At 39.6% G+C, this 22044-nt stretch carries 20 protein-coding genes and 2 pseudogenes; 4 read left to right on the plus strand and 18 right to left on the minus strand.

The window, feature by feature from the left end; genetic code table 11:
* Entirely contained in the window at positions 1-639 is a 639-nt protein-coding gene (locus tag I8748_RS22200) for a Uma2 family endonuclease (protein ID WP_198126717.1), read from the minus strand.
* A gap of 303 nt (positions 640-942) precedes the next feature.
* Here I8748_RS22200 and I8748_RS22205 point away from each other — a divergent pair, with 303 nt between their 5' ends.
* Positions 943-1521 carry a Uma2 family endonuclease gene (locus tag I8748_RS22205; protein ID WP_198126718.1) on the plus strand — a complete coding sequence of 193 codons (579 nt, stop codon included), beginning with the start codon at positions 943-945 and terminating at the stop codon, positions 1519-1521.
* Positions 1522-1528: 7 nt separating this feature from the next.
* Here I8748_RS22205 and I8748_RS22210 read toward each other — a convergent pair whose 3' ends face one another.
* Complete coding sequence (locus tag I8748_RS22210) at positions 1529-4957, minus strand: PAS domain S-box protein (protein WP_404800346.1); 3429 nt, start codon at positions 4955-4957, stop codon at positions 1529-1531.
* Positions 4937-5410, minus strand: a pseudogene (locus tag I8748_RS36315) (PAS domain-containing protein); the annotation flags it as partial. The gene I8748_RS22210 and the pseudogene I8748_RS36315, both read right to left, overlap by 21 nt.
* An 848-nt stretch (positions 5411-6258) precedes the next feature.
* Between I8748_RS36315 and I8748_RS22215 the strand changes: the two are divergent.
* Positions 6259-6663, plus strand: a complete 405-nt coding sequence (locus tag I8748_RS22215; protein ID WP_198126720.1) for a hypothetical protein — start codon at positions 6259-6261, stop codon at positions 6661-6663.
* Between the two features lie 177 nt (positions 6664-6840).
* Here I8748_RS22215 and I8748_RS22220 read toward each other — a convergent pair whose 3' ends face one another.
* Positions 6841-8313 carry an integrase gene (locus tag I8748_RS22220; RefSeq protein ID WP_198126721.1) on the minus strand — a complete coding sequence of 491 codons (1473 nt, stop codon included), beginning with the start codon at positions 8311-8313 and terminating at the stop codon, positions 6841-6843.
* Between the two features lie 253 nt (positions 8314-8566).
* Positions 8567-10036, minus strand: coding sequence for a bifunctional metallophosphatase/5'-nucleotidase (locus I8748_RS22225; protein ID WP_198126722.1), 1470 nt, complete (start codon positions 10034-10036; stop codon positions 8567-8569).
* A gap of 308 nt (positions 10037-10344) precedes the next feature.
* Here I8748_RS22225 and I8748_RS22230 point away from each other — a divergent pair, with 308 nt between their 5' ends.
* The gene (locus I8748_RS22230) at positions 10345-10896 is read left to right on the plus strand and encodes a sporulation/spore germination protein (protein WP_404800345.1); all 552 of its coding nucleotides are present in this window, start codon (positions 10345-10347) and stop codon (positions 10894-10896) included.
* Between the two features lie 49 nt (positions 10897-10945).
* On the opposite strand, the gene I8748_RS22235 is transcribed toward I8748_RS22230, so the two are convergent.
* Together I8748_RS22235 and I8748_RS22240 are read right to left on the minus strand one after the other, a co-directional pair.
* Positions 10946-11209 carry a CopG family transcriptional regulator gene (locus tag I8748_RS22235; RefSeq protein ID WP_198126724.1) on the minus strand — a complete coding sequence of 88 codons (264 nt, stop codon included), beginning with the start codon at positions 11207-11209 and terminating at the stop codon, positions 10946-10948.
* A complete protein-coding gene (locus tag I8748_RS22240) occupies positions 11206-11796 on the minus strand; it encodes a ParA family protein (protein WP_198126734.1) in 591 nt (196 codons plus the stop codon). The genes I8748_RS22235 and I8748_RS22240 overlap by 4 nt, the downstream gene beginning before the upstream one ends.
* A 914-nt stretch (positions 11797-12710) precedes the next feature.
* Here I8748_RS22240 and I8748_RS22245 point away from each other — a divergent pair.
* Positions 12711-14378: an MBL fold metallo-hydrolase gene (locus tag I8748_RS22245; RefSeq protein WP_198126725.1), complete on the plus strand. Its 1668-nt coding sequence runs from the start codon at positions 12711-12713 to the stop codon at positions 14376-14378.
* Positions 14379-14439: 61 nt separating this feature from the next.
* Here the strand turns inward: I8748_RS22245 and I8748_RS22250 are convergent.
* The 11 genes and pseudogenes from I8748_RS22250 to I8748_RS22295 form a co-directional block, all read right to left on the minus strand.
* A pseudogene (locus I8748_RS22250) lies at positions 14440-14712 on the minus strand (Uma2 family endonuclease); the annotation flags it as partial.
* A gap of 446 nt (positions 14713-15158) precedes the next feature.
* Positions 15159-15470 carry a DUF6679 family protein gene (locus I8748_RS22255; protein WP_096554131.1) on the minus strand — a complete coding sequence of 104 codons (312 nt, stop codon included), beginning with the start codon at positions 15468-15470 and terminating at the stop codon, positions 15159-15161.
* 203 nt (positions 15471-15673) lie between these two features.
* Positions 15674-15838 (minus strand): hypothetical protein, encoded by a 165-nt coding sequence (locus I8748_RS22260; protein WP_198126735.1) that lies wholly within the window; start codon positions 15836-15838, stop codon positions 15674-15676.
* Positions 15839-15896: 58 nt separating this feature from the next.
* Complete coding sequence (locus I8748_RS35275) at positions 15897-16040, minus strand: hypothetical protein (protein ID WP_225896514.1); 144 nt, start codon at positions 16038-16040, stop codon at positions 15897-15899.
* Positions 16034-16249 (minus strand): hypothetical protein, encoded by a 216-nt coding sequence (locus I8748_RS22265; protein WP_225896515.1) that lies wholly within the window; start codon positions 16247-16249, stop codon positions 16034-16036. The genes I8748_RS35275 and I8748_RS22265 overlap by 7 nt, the downstream gene beginning before the upstream one ends.
* A gap of 515 nt (positions 16250-16764) precedes the next feature.
* Positions 16765-17553, minus strand: coding sequence for a Nif3-like dinuclear metal center hexameric protein (locus I8748_RS22270; RefSeq protein WP_198126727.1), 789 nt, complete (start codon positions 17551-17553; stop codon positions 16765-16767).
* Between the two features lie 17 nt (positions 17554-17570).
* Entirely contained in the window at positions 17571-18323 is a 753-nt protein-coding gene (locus tag I8748_RS22275; protein ID WP_198126728.1) for a hypothetical protein, read from the minus strand.
* 150 nt (positions 18324-18473) lie between these two features.
* Positions 18474-19007, minus strand: coding sequence for a hypothetical protein (locus I8748_RS22280; protein ID WP_198126729.1), 534 nt, complete (start codon positions 19005-19007; stop codon positions 18474-18476).
* 12 nt (positions 19008-19019) lie between these two features.
* The gene (locus tag I8748_RS22285; RefSeq protein ID WP_198126730.1) at positions 19020-19433 is read right to left on the minus strand and encodes a secondary thiamine-phosphate synthase enzyme YjbQ; all 414 of its coding nucleotides are present in this window, start codon (positions 19431-19433) and stop codon (positions 19020-19022) included.
* A gap of 99 nt (positions 19434-19532) precedes the next feature.
* Entirely contained in the window at positions 19533-20615 is a 1083-nt protein-coding gene (locus I8748_RS22290; RefSeq protein ID WP_198126731.1) for a glycosyl transferase, read from the minus strand.
* Positions 20616-20737: 122 nt separating this feature from the next.
* Positions 20738-21913, minus strand: coding sequence for an aminotransferase class V-fold PLP-dependent enzyme (locus I8748_RS22295; protein WP_198126732.1), 1176 nt, complete (start codon positions 21911-21913; stop codon positions 20738-20740).
* Positions 21914-22044 lie beyond the last annotated feature (131 nt).

Here is a 22044-nt window from a genome sequence, read left to right on the forward strand (position 1 = left end):
TTATGTTTGCTTTCTCACCCAAGCACGAAATGCTTTCATCGCTGCATTTCTACCATCGATTTTACTTCGTATCAAATATTCAGGAATAACTTGAGCAATAGGTAAATTAAGAAAAATAGAACTACTAGGAGATTTTATATATTTACCATTACTCAAAACATTAATTTCTAGCTGAGTTCCATTCCATCGCCATAACTCCGGAACACCTAGTACTTCATAATTATTAAAGCGAGTACGAGAAGTAATATAAATTTCAATTGCTAAATCTGGAGGTGGGTCAACTGTTAAATTAATTCTATCCTTACCTCGCACAGCAGCTTCATTTTGGATATAGAAACAATCATCAGGTTCGACACCTACATCCATTTTTTCTTGATCAAAAGTTGTAGAGCCTAAACTCCAAAACTCAATATCGAGTTCTTCTAGGATAATTTTTACTAAATCCCCAATAATAACTTTAGCCACCTCATGTTCTGGTAATGGAGCCATTATTTCCAGCATCCCTTGACTGTAAGATATTCTAGAACTGCGGTTTTCTCCCAATTCCGCTAAAATATGTTTGTATGCTGACCAGGATATATTTTTAATTAGCAACTGATGACCAGCAGGTACAATTAATTGGTTGAGTTCAAGTAACATAACCTTCCTAGCTTCTACGGTTCATCTAACTAATACCAACTTCAACACATTTTTATTTTGACATGAAGCCAACATAGAAAGTACTGCAATTATTTTATACTTTTAAAATATGTACATATAAAATAGTAAACGCTAACCTTGATATGTGTAAATTACCTTAAAATTATTTAGGACTTACGCACTCGTGATGAAAAACTAAGCTTTTGCGATTACAACGCTAAGCTCGTAATAATGTCAAATCGGAGTCCGTGCGTAAGTCCTGTTATTAATATATCGGTCGATGCAGTTCCCAATATAATTACCATGACAGCGATTACCGTCAACTTCAACCCCATCATCAAACTCACCGACGACCAATTTTATCAATTGTGTCGATCAAATCCAGATGTAAAATTTGAGCGCAACGCCTACGGAGAAATAATTATCATGCCACCCACAGGAGGAGAAACTGGAAACCGTAATCTTGAAATCGGGGCTGATTTTGTCATTTGGAATCGCCAAACAAAACTAGGCGTTTGCTTTGATTCCTCTACCTGTTTCAAACTTCCCAATGGTGCAAACCGTTCTCCTGATGTTGCTTGGATACGAAAAGATAGATGGAATGTACTCACACCAGAACAAAAAGAAAAATTTCCACCAATTGCCCCAGATTTTGTTTTAGAATTAATGTCTCCTAGTGACACCTTGGCAGAAACTCAAGCCAAGATGCAAGAATATATAGATAATCAAGTCAAACTTGGCTGGTTAATTAATCGCAAAGCACGCCAAGTTGAAATATATCGCCAAGGCAAGCCAGTAGAAATTCTAGAATCTCCTCAAAAATTATCAGGAGAAGATACATTACCAGGGTTTGTTTTAGATTTACAAATAGTGTGGGAATGACTTGAAATTAAGTAGGCACTTCAGACTGAGTAATGGGAATCTCAATGATAAATTCTGCTCCCTGTCCAGGTGTTGATTGACAATATAATTTTCCATGATGTTTATCTACTACAATTTGATAACTGATAGATAGCCCCAGTCCTGTACCTTTACCTACATCTTTAGTAGTAAAGAAAGGGTCAAACAATTTTGAAAGTATTTCTGGCGTAATGCCCTTGCCATTATCTGCTATTCGGATTATAATTCGGTCGCTATTAATAACTTCAGTGCGAATACGAATTTGGGGTTGAGTCAAGATTCCATACTCAATGGGAAGCGAAGCCACTGCGGTGGACGGGTTTCCTGGCGTCAAGGAAGTGGCGTCCAAGACTGAGGCTAACTCAGCGCGCTGGCTGACTATTGATTTTTGACTATTGAATTTTGACTCTTCCAAAGCATCAATAGCATTACTGAGAAGATTCATAAACACCTGATTCAGTTGTCCAGGATAGCAGTCAATGCGGGGGAGATGACCATATTCTTTAATCACCAAAATTTCTGGATGATTTGGTTGAGCTTTCAGGCGGTTGTGTAAAATCATCAAAGTACTATCGATACCTTCATGGATATCTACCTGCTTGAATTCAGCTTCATCAAGACGAGAGAAACTCCGCAGCGACAGGACAATTTCACGAATACGCTGAGTTCCTACACGCATAGAACTAAGAAGTTTGATTAAATCTTCCTTGAGAAAATCAAGTTCGATCGCAGCAATTTCTGCTTGAATTTCTTCTGGAGGATAAGGAAAATGTTCTTGATAAAGTTCTACCAGTTTCAACAAGTCTTCGACGTATTCATTGGCTGGAATCAGATTAGCGTGAATAAAGTTGATCGGATTATTGATTTCATGGGCAACACCTGCAACCATATTACCTAATGAGGACATTTTTTCACTGTGGATAAGTTGAGTTTGAGTAAGTTGTAGTTCGCGCAGAGTATTTTCTAAGTTCTCAGCTTGTTGTTGCAATTTAATTTCAGCTTGTTTACGTTCGGTAATATTGGTTGACACACCAAGAACTTGCTTTACCTTTCCATCCTCAGTGCGGCTGAATGGTGTCTCCCGGCTATACAGCCAGCACCATTCACCATTCGCTTGTTTCACCCGGAATTCCAACTCTAAAATATCCCCATCCTTGGCTTGGAGTAATTTTTCTGCCTGTTCTAGGATATTTTCTGCATCATCTGGATGAGTAATAGTGGGAAGTAATTTTTCTCCCATCTGTTGAATTTCTTCAATAGTGTAACCAAGAAGAGTCGCAATTTCTTTATTTGCATAAACATTGCACTTTTGTTCTAAGTCGAAAATGTAGAGAATATTAGGAGAAGAATCAGCAATACGTTGAATAAAGTGCTGACTTGCTTCGAGTGCTTGTTCTGCTTGTTTACGCTTTGTAATATTAAACGTTGTTCCTATCAATCGATAAATTCGACCTTCACTATTTTTGAGAGGATTAATTGTAGTTAACCACCAAGTTACTTCATTATTCAAAATGATAGATTCTTCATAGGTGATAGCAACACCTGTGTCTACACAGCTTTGCTGTCGCTGACGCATCGCTAAACCTACAACATCACCAAACAAATCCTCCGGTGTTTTTCCAACTACGTGAGCGTTACTAATTCCAGTTACTTGTGCAGTAGGTAAATTCCAACCTGCAAAACGAAGTTCACCGTTTTCCAGAACATTGATCACGAATATTTGTTGCTCGACACCATCATAAATAGTGCGTAAGAACTGTTCTTGCTCTTGTAATTGTTCCTCTGCAAGTTGGCGATCGCGAATATCGCGGGTAATTGTGGCAAAATATAAAGGCTCACCAGTGTCAGGATTTCTAACCACAAACATGTTGTAATCCACTGGGATTGCTTCCCCAGTTTGAAAATGTTTGAAACGAGATTCACCTTGCCACAAACCATGCTTGATGACAGCTGGCATAATAAACTGCTCCACCTGTTCTAAATCTTCTGGGAGAAAGAAGTCAAGTATATTCATGCTTTTAACGGACTCTAGGCTATCCATACCAATTAACTTTCTACCAGCTTCGTTGATGAACATTGGTTGTCTGTCTAGGGTAGCCACACCGATAAAGTCACTGCTATTCTCAACTAGTGAAACAAACATTTGCTTTTCTTGTTCGGTTTGTTTGCGTTCTGTAATGTCAGTCACCGTAATCACAAGTTGAGAAATTCGCTTAGTGCTGTCTAACAGAGGCGTTATATTCAACAGCCACCAAGTTTCCTTGTCTTCAACTAGGAAAAATTCCTCGAAGAATATGCTCTTGCCCGACTTGATACATTCGTTGTAGTGTTGGCGATAGCGATGTGCTACTTCCACAGGCAATACCTCTGCCATTGTTTTTCCCACAAAATTGTCCAGAGGAATGGGACTGAATCTGAGGATGGCTGGATTAAACTTCAGGTAACGAAACTCTGCGCCATCATCTAAAACCTCTAGGACATAGATCCCGTAATCTACACCTTCCCAGATGCTTTGCAAAAACTGGGCCTGTTGTTGTAGTTGTTCCTCTGCAAGTTGGCGATCGCGCAAAGCAGTTTGCTGTTCAGTAATATCAGATAGAAAACCATACCAAATAATTTCACCTTTTGGTTGAGGTTCTGGACGAGAAACTCCCTTAACCAATTTCTCCTGGCCAAAAGGAGTCATAACCCGCCACTCAAGTTCATAGTTTTGCAGAGTTTGGGCGGAGTGAGCTATTGCTTGCTGAACCTTCAAAGCATCTTCAGGGTGAATGTAGCAAAACACCAGAGATGCATCTCCCATCACCTGTTTTGGCTCTAGTCCGAGAATTTCTCCACATTGCGAAGAAACATAAGAAAAAGACATTGTGCCATCAGGCTGAAGACGAAATTCATAAAGCATCCCTGGTACATTATCAGCTAGTCGCTGCAACCGCGCTTCACTCTGACGCAGAGCTGCTGCTTTGGCTTCTAATTCCTGATTTAGCTGTTTTCGTGCCTCTTCTGTTTGTTTGCGTTCTGTAATATCAAACAAAACTCCAAAAAAGATGATTTCCCCTTTTTCATTACCTATAGAAGTTGAGCCGCCTTGCCACCAACGAATTTCACCGTTAGGCTTGACTAACCGTCCCTCATAATGCCAAGGGGTAGCATTTTCCACTGCTTCTATGACTGAGGCTATATAACTATCAAAATCTTCTGGATGCAAGCGAACCAGAAAGTTATTGAAGTCTTGCATGATTTCGGTTGCTGTGATTCCTGCAACCTCCCAGATAAAATCGCTGATGTAGTCAACCATCCAGACACCGTTGCGTTCGGCGAACTGGAAAATTGCACCAGGTATATGAGCAGTAATATTTCTTAAAAGTTTTTCACTATTTGCTAGAGCTATTTCTGCAAGTTTGCGATCGCTAATCACTTCCGAAAAGATAATAGTACCGCCCACTTCACCAGAGTCTTGATACCAAGGATGTATTTCCCATTTCACCCAATCAGTTGTTCCGTCTGCACGGGAGCAGGTATGTTCACATTTTTCAACGATTCCTGCCAAACAACGTTGATGAATTTCCCACCATCGCTCTTGAATTTCGGGAAAAATTTGCTCATAAGAACGACCAATAATTTCTTCATTACCAAGGTCGTAATCTTCTCTCCAGCGGCGACTCGCCAGTAGATAGCGCATTTGACGGTCAAACATCGCGATCGCAGCAGGTGTATATTCAATAAATAAATCTATATGCTCTTGGCTATATTTCAGAGTATTTGAGGACTTAGCCTGCTCCACACAAGCTACCACCTGACGCAGTTCTATCAGCTCTTGTTGCAGAGATTCATACGTATTTTTATCTACAGTAATGAGATTAGGAGCCATAGTTTCGGTATTTACTGGGTAGAGTTTCTGAAGTGGACTTCAGTATTTATATTTCCCCAATATCAAGCCAATAACATCAACATCTGAGAAAAAGTAGATACTATAAATGCTCAATTCAAACCCTTATACCAATTGGCAGGCAAAAATCCAGATTCATATCCAGTTTATTAAAATTACTCCATGAGGAGGAAGTCAAATTGGCCCTTGCAGTTTCCCGACAGCTGCACAATTAGCATTCAAAAGTCACTTATTCAAAAATATCTAACCCCTAACTACGAATGAAAGAAACACTTCATTAATTAAAAGCTCAATTTAATCAAGCTGGGGGTAAGTATTTCAAAGAAAGCCTATGTATTTTTCGGAAATACTAAGAGCGTAATTGTGAAATTTAGTTTTATGAATTTGCTAATTCCAGCATTTTGCAAGTAAATCAAGTACACATCTTAATATGATAAATTTTGTGGGGTGGGCTAGAAGCCCACCCCTGTGTACCTTATTTATATGAAATGTGCCGGAAGTTGAATGAAATAGTAAATTATCAACCTGATTGTTTTCAAGTATTGTATTGAATCATAAAAAGTTTCAGACAACAAGCAAAAGTACTTAATTAGATAGATAAAAGCAAATTTTACTCAACAATCGAGGTTAAAACTATGTCTTACAACTTGTTTTTCGATATAACCGAAGACTAACAAAAAAATAGTCAGTGACACATAAGGTATTACTTTATCTAAAAAAATAAACAAATACTACAACTAAAGTTTGATTTCCTGAATCTAACTAAAGGCTAATTAAATCATTTTTGTCAGTGCTTATAACTGTTAGTTAAATGATTTTGGAATAGCTTCATGGTTCAAACAACTTTGTCAGGCGATTCATTTACCAATGAAAAGACAAAGGGTTCTTTTAATGTACCCGCTAATACTGATGTAGGTGTGCCTTTTAAAAATGAAACTAACAATGAAGTGCAAATTCATTTTGAGGCATCTGGTCAGTGGCAATCAGGCCCTGCTAATCCTGTCACAGGCCCTGAAGGTCTCCCAGGCCAGCTACTAGGTAACTTGCAATTTCCCGACTACACACCATTTACCCTGATAGCCAATAACAAAGACTGGAGTACTGCTTATCAAGTAGGGATACAAACTGAGTTAAGTGTTCCTGCTGGTGGAACCTTATGGTTTTTAATGAACGATCAAAAGAACTTGTATCACGACAATACAGGTAGCCTAACTGTTAATTGGTCTCAAAAATAACAGTTCTGCAATATAGAACGTAAGAGCGATGGTTTTGTTAAGCTATACTATTGCCTCTAGGTGGGCTTTATAAAACCATCGCTCTGATAGTCCAGACTTTCTTAGCATGAGTCTTTGAGCATGTGAGCATGACGTACAAATTTTATTTTTTGGAGTCCCTTAATTCAACCTGTAAATTTATTGACTCAAAAATTCACCTAATTGATGCTTAATCAATAAACCTTTAAGAGTTGCATTTTCAGCTTTGAGTGCAGTGTTCTCAGCCTCTAATTCACTAATTCTCTCTTTCAGTGCTTCTTTTGTCGTACCTTGTCTATAAATGACCACTTCTTTATAAATTTCTAAGTTAGTATCTTCATTCATCCATCTTTGATAAGTCTTAGTATGCTCTTGTACTGTATGCCCCATATAATCAGCCATTGTTTTGATGGGAACTCTTAAACGATGACCACGAATTGCATAAGCATGACGCAAATCATAGGGTCTAAAACCGATATCAGCAGTTCTGAATTTAATGTGAAGTTTTGCAGTTTTATTACTCAGTGTTCCTTCTTGATCAGGTAATCTAATATTCTTTAAATTAAACAATTCCACCCAATGAGGATGTAATGGAGGAATACCACAACTCCTTTCACCAGTCTTAGTACCTCCTGTCAAACTAGGATTTAAAGTAACTAAATGAAAAGTATTTGCTGTATTTGTAAATGCTTCTATATCTACAGCGAATAATTCATGAGGTCTTAACCCATAGGTTGCTAACATTCCATAAACCCATTGCCATTGTTCGGGTTGTGTTATATTTTCCTTATTAGCAAATGTTGATAAAGGCATCCCAATTTTGAGAAATCCTTGGATAATTTCCTCATCTGACGGAACTTTTCGGATAGTAGGGTGAGGTTTGGGAGTCGTGTAAGCATCAATTGTCTTCAAATCATCAATTCCACAAAACTCACAAAACTTTTTCAATTGCCACACCAAAAAAAACCGCGCTGATGTATTAGCTTGAGTTTTCTCTAAAGCTTCTGCCAGTGCTTGAGTAGATAAGGGTACATCTTGAGGAAGTTTTTTCAGATGCCTCATATAATGAGTTTCCCAAGTACGTATTCCTTGCCTGTTCTTTTTGTGAGTTTTCCAAAACTCAAGCTCATATTCCTGAATCAATTCTTTGATGATTTTGGTACGTTGCTGCTGATTTGATACACCTAAATTCTGTGCTTGTTTACCTAGCAACTCAGGTGTCCACTGAAATTGCTTTGTCAATAATAATAAATCTAATTCCCGCGCTTTCAATACAGCCATTTTCACACCAGCATCATTAGCTGCAAAACCGCATGAAATGGTATATTGCTTATTCGGACTACCATGTTTTCCAATATCACCAGGTTTACAGGGAAACGTCCCTTGTAAAGCTATACTTTTAGGACTAGATAGCTTAAGTTTAATTTTGATTCTCTCTAAACTTAATGCCGAGTTAGCTTGCTCAATGGCGTGTTTGATCCGAAGATATTCACGTTCCATCTTAGCATGTTCGTCGGAAGCAGGATGTTTGGCTTTCCACTGCTTCCACTTAGATGGTTCCCATTGGTCAATTGGTATACCATCCCATTCAGATTTTCGGAAATCGTAAGTAGTAGATTTCCTGCTATTCATATACTTTTGCTGATAATTGTTTTTTCAGTAATTTAACTAGACCCACAAAATAAATATTAGCAAATAACAGCAATTGTATCTAAAATCAAAAGCTGATTTGTCAAGAAAATCTTAAGAATGCCTCAACCCTTACCCAGGAAGGCTTACAATCTTTAGGCAATTCAGGCGTTCAATTGATAAAAGCTTGATCACAAAAGATTTTCAGCGAGTTGACAAATCAACTCTTAGAGGCTCCTATAGGCTTCAAAACCTACTATTTATATATCAATCTTCCTTCGATATAGCTGTTAAGATTCTGATGATGGCTAAAGTACTCTTCTAGAATATCCTGACAGGATGTGGAGATTACTTTTGAATTGCCTAATTCTTCATGTGTTATATCTAAATTAGGTATAGAATTTTGATACCGATAGCCATCGATGCAAATGGTATATTTCTGATCTTCTTGTATTAGTTCTCCATTAATACTTAACGATTCCAGCTTCTGTTGAGTATCATTATAAATTGCTTTCACACTTTTATTTAACTGGAAATATTCACCTACACCTTGTATTCTGTTTTCTGGCCTCATAATATGAGTAAATATTTTGGTAAGATATGAGCCAGTGATTGTAAATTTATAAAGTGTATCGTCGTAAGGAAAAACCTTTTTCAAATCGCTCAATGTCACTAAAGGCCCTAATTCTGACCCCCGGATTGCACCACTTGCTACAAAAACTACATCCAAGTTATCTTGTTCAGCTAAAATATCAGCAATTAAGTTACCCAATTCAGTTTCTTGGTAACGGCTAGGATGAGTTAGTTGACGTGCGAATCGTCCAACAATTCTATTATACTTACGGTCTACTTGTTCTTTAAAAGAATTAATTAAATTTTCGATATTAGGATCTGGTTGTGCCAAATTGTTATCTACAGGTAGAAGTTGCCACTTCCATTCAACAATGCTGTTAGTATCGTCATCTACTACAATATCGAATCTGCCAATTTGGTCTGTGCCGACTCCAGCTTGAGCAATTAAAATATTGTTAACTTGGGCAGGTTGTTCTAAAAATGTATGGGAGTGTCCCCCAATTATCATATCTACACCCCATTCTGGGTTAAGCATTTCTGCTAATTTTTTATCCTGTTCAAAACCGATGTGTGTTAGAAGAATTGTTAGGTCAATGTCTTCATTTTTGTAGGCATTACAAATCTTACCAATTTCTGTTGCAGCATCTTCAAGACTAACAAAAGTGCCTATACTACTATCACGTTTTAATGTCCTCAGAGCTTCTTCAGTTACAATCCCGATGAACATGATATCAAATCCATCTACATTCAGGATCAGATAAGGATTCATCAAGCGTTTGTTATACTTTTTAATATATAAATTGGCATTGACGATAGGAAAATTGGCCATTTTTTCCAAGAAAAGCAAGTGAGGTAAACCATAATCTAATTCATGGTTACCCAAAGTTACAACATCGGGTGCGAGATAATTCATAATTTCTATGGTGGAAATACCTCTATATTCGGTATCAATCGTAGAGCCTTGGAGCATATCACCGGAAATTACGAAAAGTACGTTTTTCTCTTCCTGGCGCACCTTATTTATATATCCAGAAAGCAACGACATTCCACCGATAACATAATTTTCTACTGTCCCCGTCGCCTCTGCTAGAAAGTCTCCATGCATATCATTTGAGTGTAAAATAGTAAATTTTTTAAATCGCTCAGTAGACATAATCTTTTATCTCTAATAATTAACCTAATCATGCAATTTAACATCTAAAAGCTGTATAAAATATCAAAATTTATTACAGATGTGGAATGGCAAACAGACACAACAAAAAAAACCGTTGGCGACAAAGTTGCATGAAATAGCAGTCAATCCTCTGGAATTGAGACTCAAACTTGATTGAAAAATATTTTACCTGCTACTACAGAGAATCATTCAGTAAACTCCAGACGCTTGAGACTGCAAAATTTCTTAATTTATGCGGAAATGATACCAGGGTCACTGAAGTTCATAGCATAACTATGAGCAATATTATGAATACAAACAACAGATATCTTATACCCTTGATCACAGTGGCGATCGCAGCTAGCCTCAGCAGTTGTAGTTCTAACCCTAATTCTCGTAATATCAAAAGCCAAACGCCAGCACCATCCGCTACCCCTACCCAAACGCCTAGTATGGCTCAACTGAGAGCTAAATCTACCAACATTCAGCCGTCAGCGTCTTCCAGAACTGCTAAAACTGTCAACGTCACACTATACACAAGTGACGCTCAATGTCAAGAACTGATTCCTCAACAAGTTTCAGTACCAGCAAAAAAACCTGTAACAGGCGCAGTGGGCAAAATCATAGAAGAACGAGATACAGGCGATTTGAGTTTGTCTGGTTATCGTGTGAATGTCAAAAATGGCTTAGCAACAGTTGATTTGCGACTATCTCCTCAGTCGAAGCGGCAATTAGCTTCTCTTTCGAGTTGTGAACAGTTTGCTTTATTTGGCAGCCTCCGCAAAACCCTAACAAGTAACGCCCAATGGAACATTAAAGAAGTTCGCTTCACGGAACGAGGTGAAGAAATTGTGCTTTAGTCATTGGTCATTAGTCATTAGTCATTGGTATAACTCCTACTCCTAACTCCTAACTCCTAACTTTTAAAAGCCACTGCTCAACCAACTCAGCAACAATGTCGCTCATCTGTCGCTCTTGTGAAGCTGCTGCTGCTTTGAGTTGTCGATGCAGTTGTTTAGGTAAATAGATAGTTGTACGTGTATAAGCTGGGTCAGTGCTTTTGCTGAGGGAAGTTGGTTTATCTTCGCTTGGCTGTGGCTGATCTCTTTGTTGACGACTACGAGCCGCATCAATCAAATCATCGAAACGGCTAGTTTTTTTCTTGTTATTCAAGGTAATATCTCCTTTCCTATTTCGGCATAACATCGCCATGCAATTTGCGCGTAAGGGTCTTTCACAGCATTGACTGGCACCCCTTCTAAAGCAGCTCTTTGAAATACAGCCAGCCGACGAATTCCAGACTTGAATACAGGTAGTCCTGCTTTTTCAAGTGCAGTTCTAGCTTCTTCTCCCGCCTTGTTTGGGTTTGGTGGGATGAGAGTCAGCAAAATTCGATAATTCGTCTTTAGTTGTTTAAGTAACTCAACCATTCGCAGTGTTGCAGCTAAAGCAACCGCATCTGGAGTTGTAGGTATAACTAATAAATCGCATCCTTGGGCAATAGTTTTTAGCTCATCTGCATCTGGTCGCGCTGGCGTATCAATGACGACATGTTCATAAAGTTTTACTAAGCTTATTCCCTGTTTTTCATCAGCAACTTTGAATGGCAAACAACCTCGATTCGACCAATCTAAAGCACTGCGGTTGAAATCGCCGTCCACTAACAGTGTGTCGGCTTTGTTCTGAAGGTATGTAGCTAGGTGTAGCGCCGTCGTGGACTTAGCTACACCGCCTTTGAATGCAGCTACCGTGATGATCATTGTCGATTTATTTAAAAGCAAATAATTCCAAGATTCTACTGCATATTCAGACATCTGAACGTTTAATTGTATTTTGCATTTAAATGTTCAAATTTTTAAACATTTAAATACCAAAACTTTGTATACAAATAATCAGGTTAATTTTAATTAGTATATGAAATATTAATATTCAAAATTAATTCAGTAAACTGAGTGATATATATAAATTTAAAACTAAGTACAAAAATGAGACAGCAGATAGGCAATTGTTAACTGAAAAATATCAATTCAGCCCCATCACCGCCATAAATTATTCTCCCCTGCTCCAAAAGCTCCCCTGCTCCCCTGCCCTAATTTATTAAGGCCTGTTACGTGAATGGACAGGTTAACCAAAAAGTTCTACAATCTGACTGAATGTGGTAAATTTACCTATTGTCCAATCAACCTAAGCATAGTAAAGATTTTCAGGTGATTCCACATGTTAGTGGAAGCGCTCTATTAATATAGGAAAGTCTTTAGTAAAGAGCAGGAAACAATATGGATGTAAAGCTGATTTTAGTTGGGTTAACAGTTATATTTACTGTTTCGTGCCTGTTTTTTGGCACGAAGAATGGATTTTATGATTCAGAGAACTATCACGGCAATGGCTCTGCACATTGACACAAGTCTCTGGCTAAGCTTTTGGCGTCGAGAACTGACAAATAACAGAAACAAAAGAAGCAAGTGCTTATAGCCCCTAGTTTGAGGGCTTCTTGTAACTCAACTTTTCCGAACCAGTGCGGGTTCGCAAGAGGCGTCCTCCCCAATCAAAAATCCACATTCTCAGGGTGTAGAGGCGCACTACGAAACTTACCCCTAGATCACAAAAGCAAAATTTGTGTAACTCTTGGCTTTTGGGATATATCAATGACGATCAGGTTGGAGGGGAGGAGAGCATGAGGGATAATCTGTCGGCATCCTCTCGCGTTGATGCTGGGGAAGCACCTAATGAATTAGAATGTTTGCCCTATAGTGTCCAGCATCACGATGAGGGCTTGTGTTTATTAGTACGAATGGGGCCACACCGTATCCTATTGGACTGTGGCATAGGGGACAGTTCATTACTGCTAAACACACTGACAATGGCGGCTAGCATTGGTAATTCACCCTTACCAGCAGATTTAGTTTTGATCAGTCATGCCCACCCAGATCACGCTAGAGGCTTGCTGACACTACATCAGGCTTTCCCTCAACTACCTATTTATGCCAGTGAGGTAACTAGCAAGTTACTGCCGCTGAATTGGCGAGAAGAAGATGCTAAAGAAATTCCGCAATTTTGTCATGCGTTGCCGCTGCGATCGCCTGTAGAACTGCAAGCAGGTTTAGTAGTAGAATTATTTCCCGCAGGACACTTACCAGGAGCAGTAGCATTTCTACTCACCTACACCAACGAACAGCGCTCTTACAAGCTACTGTTTACAGGGGACTTCTTCTTGTCCAACTCACGGCTAGTAGAAGGTCTACGTTTAGAAGAATTGCGGGGATTAGATTTAAACGTGCTAATTATTGAAGGCACTTACGGTACATCCCGTCATCCCCACCGCCGCAATCAAGAAAATCAACTAGCTGAACGCATTAATCGTGCGATCGCTGATCATTGTTCTGTACTACTACCTACACCAGCTTTAGGTTTAGGTCAAGAACTGCTGATGCTCTTACGTAGTCATCACCATTTCACCGGTCGGGATTTAGATATTTGGGTTGATGGTGCAGTCGCCACCGGCTGCGATGCTTACCTAGAACTATTACCCCACTTGCCGCCATCAGTGCAGAACTTCGCCCGCCATCAACCCTTGTTTTGGGACGAACGAGTGCGTCCGCGAGTGCGTCGTTTGCACTCAGAACATCGTGCCACCGTGGGTAAGTCTCCCTGTATTGTACTGACTGACTCTACATCTGATTTAAAACAATATTGTCAGCCTGACACAGGCCCTTGGCTAATTCTCCTGCCAGAAAAAATTGATATAAAAGTTAACAAAAAATATTTCACACCCACTACTATCGAAAGCTATCTGCTTGCCCAGCACAGTGATGGGCCTGGTACTACCCAGCTAATTCATAATTTACGACCTCAGCACGTCGTTTTTGTCCATGGTTCCCCTGCTTATTTAGCAGATTTGACTAGCTTAGAAGAGTTACAAAACCGCTACCATGTGCATTCACCCGCAGCTGGCACATTAGTAGAATTGCCCATTGGCGATACATTTTTGCAACCAGCAGCACCAGAGACTAATTATGAAGGTGAACTCACAGAATTAGGAACGGTAATTACAATTACACTCCCCGATGCCATTACAGCTGATAGCCGCTGGCGGCAGTTTGCTGACACAGGTTTACTTGAAGCGCGTTGGCAAGGCGAAGAACTAGTATTGCGGGGGTTGTCTCAAAGAGAACTGCTGAACCAAAATGGCGATCGCTATATCTTATCTGATGTAGACTGCTGTGGTAACTGCCGACATCAAAGAGGGCAAAGGTGTTGGAATCCCGCTTCGCCGTTGTATAACTTTAAGGTAACTCTTGAAGGTTATTGTCCAGTCTTTGAACGTTCATTAAATAATGAGTGATGAATCACCCATTTCAAATAAATAAAACAGTTGCGGTATAAAAATTACGAATTACGAATTATTAACTACCCAAACCAGCTTGAAAAATCTGGTTTGGAGTGAGATTCAATTCAGGAAAAGTTTGAGAGATAATGCGATCGCTATCTCGAAACTTACTAATTTGGTATTCTCCATCAACTAAGTTACAAACAGAGATTGTCGGTTGTTTAGGACTACCGATAAAATTGCGTCCTCCCAACGCTGCATAGTCGATAATCCAGTATTCGGGGATACCCATCTCTTCATAATCGGCATATTTCAAGTGGTAATCGTCCCGCCAGTGAGTTGATACAACTATGTAGTTCATAGCGTACCCCGGTATTTTCAACTAGGCGATCAACAAATTCCTCAAAGGTTACTAGCTTGGGTATAGCTTGAGTCATAGATGATAGAGAATTAGGAAATTACAAAGAATAAAATATACAGGCAACAAGAATACATTTAATTATGTTCATCTACTTAAACAAGAGGGGAAAAGGGATAATTCTTCCCCTTTCCCCTTGTTTGTCAAATATTGTACCTAGAATTTCACACTAGTACAGTAGCCCCTGGCTCCACCTTTGTAGACTAAAGAACCCTTCGGGTAGAGCTACTGGGGAACTACCCTAAGTGGATAGGCATTAACAAAGGTAGAGCGGGGCTTTCTCTACATAGCAGTATTAGTAGTTCAGGATATGACAAAAGCCCGGAATAATAGTTTTGACTTTTGACATTTGACTTACTAGATAGCTTGGAACTTAATTACTCAGCATTAGAGTCAGGAAAGCGGTTGCGGATACGCTCAGATTCTGGACAATCTTCAGTCAGGAGAGGTTCCACATTACCGCGTGGCACTGAAGCTAATTTTTGGGTTACAGCGCCGATGCTTTCGAGGCGAACCATCTCCTCCCAAGAACAAATTTCGTCTTCCTCTTCTGTTTCATAGCGTAGAGTCACTAAATCTCCTTCTATGTCCAGGATGCGGGCACGCTCGATCCAGCGTTGCTGATCCCGCAAGAAAACACATACCTCCCGCCCGTCGCAACACAGTTGATAAATCTTGCGGTGTAGCATGTACTGCTTCTGCCTTTTTAAACAACGTAGTTAAACTTGTCAAAATCTGGGTTTTACCCATTAGATAATACCTTTTAGAGGTCAGTTTTCCAGGCGAAAAATCAGTGCGTCTGTTGACCCCAGCCGAAGACTTGCTTATAATTGTCAGATCTAAGGAATTTTGGGTCATAAACCAGTACTGACTACACCAGAACTGAATCTCTTTAAAGGTCATAATAGCGAATATCTACTTCATAGAAGTCACACAAATCAGGATTTCTCCTAACCAAGTTGATATTTGCTGGTGAGTCTTGCTTACCATTATGTAATAAGGAATACTCCAAAACAAGAGGTGATTGCGGTTGTGAAATTTGCCTACTTGTATTCATTGGCATTATTGGGAAGTCTGGGGACTCGGCTTTACTTTTACCCCGTATGTACTTGATCTTAACTCATTCTCTTGCCGACCTTCATGGTTTTCAACAACAACACCACAAGAGTTTTGAGTTTGGGGTTTTTACCAGATGCGATCGCGTCGCCTACCCTTAACAATCTGTGCGCCAAGACCACCCAGCACGGCAGTATCAGCAAGATTTGTACCGTGCAAGAAATTCCATTGGCAGTTGCGAAGAGCCTTCTCGTTTAATTTTACCTGCACGAACTGCATCGTATAAAGCTGCAAGCTCTGCCAAATCCTCTGACTGGTAGCACTTAGTTGCCAGCACTTGATGGAGTAGACCCTCAGATTCAACACTAAGATACCCAGTTTGGAAAGCAGATTCAACGAGTGAGCGAATCATGTTGATTAGGGTGTAGAGTGCAATTGATTACCACCTTTAGTGTGAAACATATTTTTCCTATACTGATTGATATGAAACAGCAATAATTAGTGATTATAGTTACATTTTTTTGTGATCAACATCACAGTTACATAACGTAATGTCAATATTTAAGCGCTAACATACTTATATAGCTAAATACAAAAAATACAAAATATTTTTTTGATTAATTAATGCATGAATTTACACAAATTTTGATATTGTCAATAAATATTTAAGATACAGCAGTTTGCTTTTAAACGAAGTACAAAACGCAGAACTCATTAGACCTATGAGCAAAAGTTACTTTTGCTCATAGGGGGGAAAGGTAAAAGGTTAAAGGGAAAAGGGTTTTTATGAGCCGCTTTCCCCTTTACCCCTTACCCTTTTCCCCACTTCTGCAAGAAGTCTATTCATCAGATTGAAAAGTTTCTAACTCCTGCGTCAAAACCCGTAACTTTTGTACTTCATACCAACGAAAACTGCTGTAGGTGTAATCAAGGGAAAAACTGGCGGAAATCTTCATCTTTGTGACTTAATTGCACCCAGTCCAGGTTCAAAGACTCAAATTTTTGCACCAAGCGATCGCAAGCAGGACGTTCAGTCGCATAATGTCCAGCATCAATTAAAATCAGACCGCGATCGCGGCTTTCTTGAAACTGATGGAACTTACAATCAGAAGTTAAATAAACTTCAGCATCAGTTTTGACTACTGTCGAAATAAAACTAGCCCCCGAACCGCCCAACACAGCAACTCGTGAAATCGTCTGCTGTAAATCAGCAGTGGGCGAAAAAATTAGATGAGGTGGGGCGAGTCGGGTTTGAATCGCGGCGAGTAATTCCTGTAATTTCAAAGCTGGTTTTAGCAGCCCGACACGCCCGTATCCCAATCCTGGCAAAGTTGGTACAATGGGGGTGACTTCTTGGAGTTCTAAAATCTGGGCTAAAACGTCAGCAGTACCATCTTGTACTTGGTCAAAATTTGTGTGGGCGCTGTAGACACCGATTTTGTGAGTAAAGGCTAACCTTACCATTTCCGCGATCGCTTCGCCAGTACATAGCGACTTGAGAGGATTGAAAATTAACGGATGATGGGCAAAAATTAAGTTAGCCTGAAAAGCGATCGCTTCCTCCATTACCGCCAAAGTTGGTGTCAAACACACCAACACCCTTGCCCTCTGGTGTAATACTCCCGGTTCAATTTGCCAGCCACAATTATCCCAACTCTCACACCAAGCGGGATTTGCCCATTCTTCAAACCAAGTAATTAAATCAGCAATATTCATTTTTTAATTTTTAATTTTTAATTTCTACTCTGTGGTTGAATATTCAACTTTAATGCTATCTGCGATCGCATATCCTGATAAGGTTTATTCCATACAGGTTGAGCATTCCAGTTCCAGGTTGCTACTGGTATAAGTTGTTCTTTAGCAAGATAACTTAACAGACGTTGTTCATCTTCCGGTTCGCGGGAAAAAGAAAAGGGATTACGGAAACCTGTGTCACACAGTTTATAAGAAGTAATTTGACCGTGACTAATACGTTGTAAAAGTTCCTTGCCTTTAACGAGTAAATAATCTAAAAATACTAAACTGAAAGGCTCAAATTGTGCGCGATTGTCTGGTTCTTTTTGTACCCATCTTGCCCACTCAAACCCATACATAAAATCGTGAACATAGCGGAAACGAATTTCCATTTGAATTCCGAATAACTCTGACAGCGACACCATCTTGTTGCCAAAGGATTCTAAAAAATCCATAGCATGATTGCTTGCTATTAAAGCCTGTCTCAGCATACTGCTGACCATAAAATCAAAATCCCAGAAAATGTTATGCGGAAAGTTTTGCACCTGTGCATAAAGAATCCGTTCCAAGGTATCTCGCAGAGTTACTATCAATTGCATGTCTGTGGTTTGTTCTGCAATCAAGTTTCCCAATTCTGTGAAGCTGGTAATTAAAGTCTTCTGAGGATTGAGTGATAACAGTGTAACAGACTGCTGGGCAAGGATTTCATCTAGAATTTGGAAAGCATGAGTTGATGACAGATCTTGCTTCATAATTAATTGAAATATTACAAATGACTTCAAATAAATATAAGTTTATATCGAAGAATATATAAATATTGATTTATATCAATAAAATTAACGTTGACTGTTCACAGTGAACAGTCAGCGAGTAACAATTATAATGAGATATTTTTTTATTTATCAGTCCATTTCAAGTAAATGATAGGTGGCTGATTCTGGGAGTATACCCGCTAGCAATAAAGTAGACCGCTTGGCAGGAAAGAGTGATGCATCTTTTTCCCACATTTGACCAGTTAATGTAATTGAACCTCCGATTTCACCACATAATATTATTTCATCAGTTGCAGGGCAGTAGTAGTATTCATATTCTCCTTGAAAGGGATCTAGTAACTCTGGGTGTCTATGAATAACCAAGTCGTTAATTAAGCCAGCAACAGAACTAATGAATTGGTTTCGATCTTGATAAGTAAACTTTTCAACACAATGCACAAACCTTGAACAGCTTTCTCTGGTGATAGGTATCTCTGATTCAGGTGTTTCCAGTAGAAATTTAATTGCTAAGAAATCTTCTACAGACTGAGGATAAAGCGGCAGAACTTTTTGCTGAAACCACTCACGAATCTTTCGTACAAACGACAAGTTACAATCATGTTGAGAATGGACGATATCTTTGAGCGTAGTTATAGCAATATTTAACCTGGTGTAGAATTTCACGCTTTCTTTTTGTTAACCAGAAATGTGGACAACTAACTCTCTGACATGACTGCGCTGGCGATGTTCCCAAACATAAATTCCTTGCCAAGTTCCTAACACCAAATAACCGCGATTAATAGGTATATGTTCAGAAGTATGGGTGAGGGCTGTGCGGATGTGTGCCGGCATATCATCAGGCCCTTCAGCATCATGAATGTATTTACCTGATTCGGGCACAAGTTTAGCCATAAAATTAGCTAAATCTACAAGGACATCAGGGTCGGCATTTTCTTGAATAACTAAACTAGCTGAAGTGTGACGCAAAAATAGAGTACAAAGGCCAGTTTCCACACCTGATTCTGCAACTATGGCTTCAACTTTTGCAGTAATGTTGTGAAAAGATTTGCCATTAGTAGAAATTCTGAGTAGTTTTTGGTAATGAGTCATTTGCAATTGGTCATTAGTTATTGGTCATTAGTCCACAGACAATAGACTCTGAAGCAAGATTTGGAGATATCACTACTAATTTATCTTGCTTTTGTAGACTTAATCGAGTTGGAAATATTTTATAACAGCGTGAGCGATCGCCTCATTACCATCCTTAGCAATTGGTTGAGATTGTTTTGCTTGTTGAGGTGGTTGATGGAGAAAATCCCAAGTTCCATCAAAAAACTCTGTTGGTGTAACAATTTGATGTGAATTGTAATTTACAATACCCTCTAAAAGAAAAGCCGCTTCCGCAAAGTCATCGCGGGGAATGGTCACGATAGGTACTTCCAGGCGTGTAGCTTCCGAGAAAGTACCATAACCAGGTTTAGAAACAATACGCCCACACACAGGCATAAAATCCACAGGGCGGTATTTATGATCATTAATTTTTACTAAATTAGGTAAATCTGGGGCAGATTTATCAAAAGTAATGAATTGCCAATCTGGAAAATGTCCCAAGTTATCATAGGGAATTTGTTGTAAACCCAAACCGCCAAAAGTTAGCAAAATAGTTTTTTCTCTGGGTGCAGTTATACCCCAAATCGAGCGTAGATCATCAACAGAATAACGAGGTGAACCACCTGTTAAGCCCACATCTGTAATATTATTGAAAGCTTTCATACTTTCGTGAAAGGGAAGACGAAACAAGCGATCGCACTGAGAATAAAAATCACTAATCCAATCAGCGATCGCGATAAATTCACCACCCCAATCGCGGTAGATAAAATCCCAGCCAAAATTGCTCATCATCCAGCAAGGTATATTTGCGGCTTTGGCAAACAAAGGAGTTAAAAAAGGAATATCTGCCAATATCAAATTGACACGATTTTGGCGGATAAAATTGACTTCCGAAGCAATCAAAGAATTTTGCTGCTTTTTAATCTCCAGCAACTTTAACAAAGTTGCTTCCTTATCCATTGTCAAACTATCTGCTTGGATCACACCCAAATCAAATGCACGTGGACGATGAATAAAATCGCCTTCGATATAAGACTCTAGCAACCACCGTGGGGCAGCTGTCACCATAATTAGTAAAATTTCTGGGCACAACTTTTGAATTGTGGCTGCAACCGATGCTGTGCGAGTGGCATGACCAAAGCCATGATTAGTAATAGCAACGTATAAAATTGGGCGGTTCATTTGATAGTTAGGAGTTAGGAGTTAGGAGTTGGGAGTTAGGAGTTAAAAATTAAGGCAACTCCAATAAATCAATTATCTTGGTTGAAGTTGCTGACAAATGACAAATGACTAATGGCCATTGACTATTGACAAAATTTTTGTACCTCCTCAACCAAGAAATCGATTTCAGATTCTAAAGTCAAGTAATGAACAGTAGCACGAATACAGTTAGGATCAGCTATTGTTCGGGTAAATATTCTTTGTGACTCTAAGAATTTTACTAACTTGAGACTAGCTTGGGGTTGTTGTTGGGTGAGTTGAAACGAGACAATACCACTTTCCGGTGGGGCATTCCCTAGACATTTGACATCTGGTAGCGCCACCAATTTTCGCCAGAGATATTCACTGTTATGGCAAATTTGCTGATAACGTTCCTGTGATGTTCCCCATTGCTGATGGATAGCGATCGCTTCCTTTAACCCAACATACAATGGATAAACTGATGTCGATACCTCGTACCTCCGTCCATCCGCTTGCCAACTCACTGGTTGTCCTTGACTATCTACAACAACGCCACGCAAACCAATAAATGTCGGATGCAAACTTTCTCTTACTTCTTTCCGGACATACAAACCACCCCCACCCGCAGGGCCACATAACCACTTATGTCCTGTGAAAGCATAAAAATCTGCCCCCAATTCACTTAAGTTTAAAGGTAATAAACCAGCAGACTGGGCAGCGTCTACCAAAACTAAAGAATCATTCTTTCTGCATACTTCCACAATTTTGTCAAGAGGTAAAACTTGACCCGTGTTCCAAAAGACATGACTGACAATAACTAAGCGGGTATGAGGACGCAAGTGTTGGGCAATAACTGTAACCGGGTCGCCCTCATTTAAAGTCGCCATCAAAGGACAAGTGGTCACTTCCACAGCGAATCTACGTGCAATTTCTTGTGCTGTAGCAATCACACCAGGATGTTCGCAATCCGAGAGTAGCATATGGTCGCCGGGATGCCATTCAATACCCCACATAGCGATATTGCAGCCAACAGTGACATTTTCTGTCAGAGTAATACTTTCCGGTGGTGCGTGCAACTCACAAGCGATCGCTTCTCTGACAGCTTGCTTTTCCTGAGTCAGCCAAGCATATGCCTCATAGCCAAAAGGGCCGATGTGCTGCACATGTGCTTGGCCTTGGCTAATGGCATCCATCGCCTTTTGAGGCATCGGCCCTTGCCCCCCATAGTTAAAATAAACCTTATTTGCTAAAGCTGGAAATTGCTCTCGATGGTGGTGCAACCTGGTTTGTAAAGTCATAGTTAGTGGTCAGTTGTCATTGGTCAGTTGTCATTCGTCATTTGTCAGTGGTCAGTGGTCAGTGGTCAGTTGTCAGTGGTCAGTTGTCAGTTGTTGTTAAAACTCTCCCCATTGCCCCTTCTCCCCTGCTC

The organism is Amazonocrinis nigriterrae CENA67 (genome assembly GCF_016056305.1).
Classification (GTDB): Bacteria; Cyanobacteriota; Cyanobacteriia; order Cyanobacteriales; family Nostocaceae; genus Amazonocrinis; species Amazonocrinis nigriterrae.

Excerpts from the sequence above, each read along its gene's own strand:
- I8748_RS22275 (WP_198126728.1), bottom strand. The coding sequence starts at position 18,323 with ATGAAGCAAGATCTGTCATCAACTCATGCTTTCCAAATTCTAGATGAA.
- I8748_RS22270 (WP_198126727.1), bottom strand. The coding sequence starts at position 17,553 with ATGAATATTGCTGATTTAATTACTTGGTTTGAAGAATGGGCAAATCCC.
- I8748_RS22255 (WP_096554131.1), bottom strand. The coding sequence starts at position 15,470 with ATGCTACACCGCAAGATTTATCAACTGTGTTGCGACGGGCGGGAGGTA.
- I8748_RS22205 (WP_198126718.1), top strand. The coding sequence starts at position 943 with ATGACAGCGATTACCGTCAACTTCAACCCCATCATCAAACTCACCGAC.
- I8748_RS22215 (WP_198126720.1), top strand. The coding sequence starts at position 6,259 with ATGGTTCAAACAACTTTGTCAGGCGATTCATTTACCAATGAAAAGACA.
- I8748_RS22220 (WP_198126721.1), bottom strand. The coding sequence starts at position 8,313 with ATGAATAGCAGGAAATCTACTACTTACGATTTCCGAAAATCTGAATGG.
- I8748_RS22265 (WP_225896515.1), bottom strand. The coding sequence starts at position 16,249 with ATGATTCGCTCACTCGTTGAATCTGCTTTCCAAACTGGGTATCTTAGT.
- I8748_RS22295 (WP_198126732.1), bottom strand. The coding sequence starts at position 21,913 with ATGACTTTACAAACCAGGTTGCACCACCATCGAGAGCAATTTCCAGCT.
- I8748_RS22240 (WP_198126734.1), bottom strand. The coding sequence starts at position 11,796 with ATGATCATCACGGTAGCTGCATTCAAAGGCGGTGTAGCTAAGTCCACG.
- I8748_RS22225 (WP_198126722.1), bottom strand. The coding sequence starts at position 10,036 with ATGTCTACTGAGCGATTTAAAAAATTTACTATTTTACACTCAAATGAT.
- I8748_RS22230 (WP_404800345.1), top strand. The coding sequence starts at position 10,345 with ATGAATACAAACAACAGATATCTTATACCCTTGATCACAGTGGCGATC.
- I8748_RS22290 (WP_198126731.1), bottom strand. The coding sequence starts at position 20,615 with ATGAACCGCCCAATTTTATACGTTGCTATTACTAATCATGGCTTTGGT.
- I8748_RS22200 (WP_198126717.1), bottom strand. The coding sequence starts at position 639 with ATGTTACTTGAACTCAACCAATTAATTGTACCTGCTGGTCATCAGTTG.
- I8748_RS22260 (WP_198126735.1), bottom strand. The coding sequence starts at position 15,838 with ATGAATACAAGTAGGCAAATTTCACAACCGCAATCACCTCTTGTTTTG.
- I8748_RS22285 (WP_198126730.1), bottom strand. The coding sequence starts at position 19,433 with ATGACTCATTACCAAAAACTACTCAGAATTTCTACTAATGGCAAATCT.
- I8748_RS22245 (WP_198126725.1), top strand. The coding sequence starts at position 12,711 with ATGAGGGATAATCTGTCGGCATCCTCTCGCGTTGATGCTGGGGAAGCA.